Consider the following 2,596-nt stretch of genomic DNA (forward strand, 5'->3'; position numbering starts at 1 on the left):
GTCCGCGGGGCTCATCGCGCAGCTCGCGCATCCAGTTGACGAACACGCGCGCCTCGGCCGCGCCGCGCGAGAAGCCGAACACGGAAATGCGGATGCGCGCCAGCCGGGGCAGCTTGCCTGTCAGCACCGGTTTGAGCTTGTCGAGCAGCTCGGCGCGGCGCTTGGCCAGCACGGTGCGGCGGCCGTCGATCTCGGTGTCGCGCCACTGGGTGCTGGCGATGGCTTGAAGGGCCTGCGCAGGTGACACATCCTTGCGCAACTTCACGTCGTCAGGCGTCTTGGGTGTGGGCGGCCCCTTGCCATCAGGAAAGCGCATGCGCATGCGCTTGAAGTTGATGTCGGCGCTCATTTGTTTGACGAGGGCGAGGTCTTCGGCTTCTTCGGTCAGTCGCTTCTGGAAGGCATAACGGTGCAGGTTGTTCTGTAATTGCAGCAATGCCCAGTTGATGCGGGCCTCGCCGCCCCAGCCGGCGGCGGCACCAGCGGCAGCATGCAGGCCGACGCCGGCATCGCCGATGCCCTTCCAGAATTCGGTGCCGACGCCGGGGACGTAGGTTCGAAAGCGGTACTGGCGGTCTTCGCCGGATTTGATGTCTTCGTCGAAGACGTCGAACAACCGTGCGACATTGCTATGCGACTTGGGCTCTGTGTCGTACTGGCGCTTGTTGCGCGTGCCGTCGAAGAAGAATCCGAGATACAAAGTACGCTGGCACGACATGGCGTCGTTGGGCGACTCGGTGCAAGTAACGCCCCTGCGGTCGTTCGCCGTGAGAGCCCACGGGTTCTCGCTTACATTGTCAGGCAGTTGGGAAATCGTCATGGCGTCTTGTCCTCCGTGTGGGCGGCCCCTTGCCCTTTCTCATGAGATCCCAGAGTTCGGTAGGGCCTTCACAGTGGGCACTACCGGGGTGCTCCTTGCGGCATTGCAGTGTTGGCTCGAGCAGTCCCCCTGGGAAATCGAGATGACCCGGACCCACCAAAGTGGGGAAGAGCTTGACTTCGCCGCCTGGAAAAAAGGCCACCCAGAGAAAGGTCATGCGCCCGCGCTCATCCATTTGATAGGGTTGGGTGGTCAGCTCGCGCTCAAAGAACGCGTTGGGGTTCTTGAGGTAGAGCGGCTTGGTGCGCCAACGGATGGTGAGTTTGTAGTTCGGGTCCCATTGACGGGGTACTGACGCGTGGCCAGCGAAGCTACCCCCTCCGGCATGCTTGACCATGCCACCGGACCAGGAGCCGTTGACGTACACCTCGTCGATATAGTCGTCGGTGTAGTTGAGGACGCTGACCTGCAACGGCACCATGGTGTCTTGGCGTGTTGTTGCGGCGGCAGGCGCATCGGATGGCTTGCGGGCCGTCAGCGCGAGCAGCAGGGTGAGTTGTAGAAAGCGTGTCAGAGCGTTACGCATCGTGTTCCCCCGTCAGTGGATGTGCGGGGCGATGCGCGGCCGATGTGGATCAGCTTCGCGTCGTCGGTCGCGCGGCAGCGCCCAGCCGCCGTGGCTGTTGGCCAGCTCTGACATCAACCCTTGACGCGCTTCGTCGAAGACGTCGTACAGCCGCGCGACATCGCTATGCGATTTGGGCTTCGTGTCGTACTTACGGTTGTTGCGTGTGCCGTCGAAGAAGAAGCCGAGGTAGAGGGTGCGCTGGCACGACATGGCGTCATCGGGCGACTCGGTGCATGTAGTGCCTCGGCGCTCGTTCTGTGTGAGTGCCCACGGGTTCTCGCTCACGTTGTCGGGTAGCCGCGAAACGGTCATGGTTTGACTTCCTCCTTGCCTTGGCTCGGGTTCTCCACCCATGAAGAAGTGGGTGGAAAGCACTTGGGATCGCCTGGGAACTGTCGGCGACACTCGAAGGCGGGTTCCAGCAGTCCCTCCGGGAAATCCTCATGACCTGGATCGACACGGGTTGGAAAGAGTCGCAAGACCCCGTTTGGAAAGAAGGCGACCCACAGCATCGTCACGCCGCCAGGTCTGTACTGTTGATACGGCTCCGTGGCCACCTCGCGCTTGTATAGGGCATGGTGGTCTTTGTTGTAGAGCGACTCGTCGCGCCAGCGGATGGTCAACTTGTAGTTTGGATCCCATTTGTGAGGTACTTCGGCAGAACCCGCAACCTTGCCGCCCCCTGCGTGGGCACTCATGCTGCCGGCCCACGATTCATTGACGTACACCGCATCCAGATAGTCGTCGGAGTAGTTAAGGATGCTGACCCGGAGCGGCACCTTGGTGTCTTCGTGTGGTGTTGCGGCGGCGGGCGCATCGGATGACTTGCAAGCCGTCAGCGCGAGCAGCAGGGCAATATGCAGGAAGCGTGTCAGAGCGTTACGCATCGCGTTCTCCCGTCAGTGGATGTGCGGGGCGACGGGCCGCCGATGCGCATCAGCTTCGCGTCGTCGGGCGACTCGGTGCAAGTGATGCCCTTGCGCTCGTTTTGCGTGAGTGCCCACGGGTTGTCGCCCATATTGTCGGGCAGTCGGGAAATCGTCATGGCGTCTTGTCCTCCGTGTGGGCGGCCTTGCCCTTTCTCATGAGGTCCCAGAGTTGGGGTGGACCTTCACAATGCGCACTACCGGGGTGCTCCTTGCGGCATT

General features: G+C 61.9%; 5 protein-coding genes. All 5 read right to left on the reverse strand.

Translation table 11 applies throughout. The annotated features are described in order from the left end of the window. Positions 1-820: phospholipase effector Tle1 domain-containing protein (locus P3W85_RS36620; RefSeq protein WP_346430315.1), on the reverse strand; the 820-nt coding region annotated here is incomplete at its 3' end. Next, entirely contained in the window at positions 798-1,406 is a 609-nt protein-coding gene (locus P3W85_RS36625) for a DUF3304 domain-containing protein (RefSeq protein WP_276268379.1), read from the reverse strand. The genes P3W85_RS36625 and P3W85_RS36620, both read right to left, overlap by 23 nt. Positions 1,407-1,418: 12 nt before the next feature. Next, positions 1,419-1,760 (reverse strand): hypothetical protein, encoded by a 342-nt coding sequence (locus tag P3W85_RS36630; protein ID WP_276268380.1) that lies wholly within the window; start codon positions 1,758-1,760, stop codon positions 1,419-1,421. Further along, positions 1,757-2,335 (reverse strand): DUF3304 domain-containing protein, encoded by a 579-nt coding sequence (locus tag P3W85_RS36635; RefSeq protein WP_276268381.1) that lies wholly within the window; start codon positions 2,333-2,335, stop codon positions 1,757-1,759. Before P3W85_RS36635 ends, P3W85_RS36630 begins: the two co-directional genes overlap by 4 nt. Beyond that, positions 2,320-2,493, reverse strand: a complete 174-nt coding sequence (locus P3W85_RS36640) for a hypothetical protein (RefSeq protein ID WP_276268382.1) — start codon at positions 2,491-2,493, stop codon at positions 2,320-2,322. Before P3W85_RS36640 ends, P3W85_RS36635 begins: the two co-directional genes overlap by 16 nt. Positions 2,494-2,596 lie beyond the last annotated feature (103 nt).

Source organism: Cupriavidus basilensis (assembly GCF_029335485.1).
Taxonomy (GTDB): Bacteria; Pseudomonadota; Gammaproteobacteria; order Burkholderiales; family Burkholderiaceae; genus Cupriavidus; species Cupriavidus basilensis_E.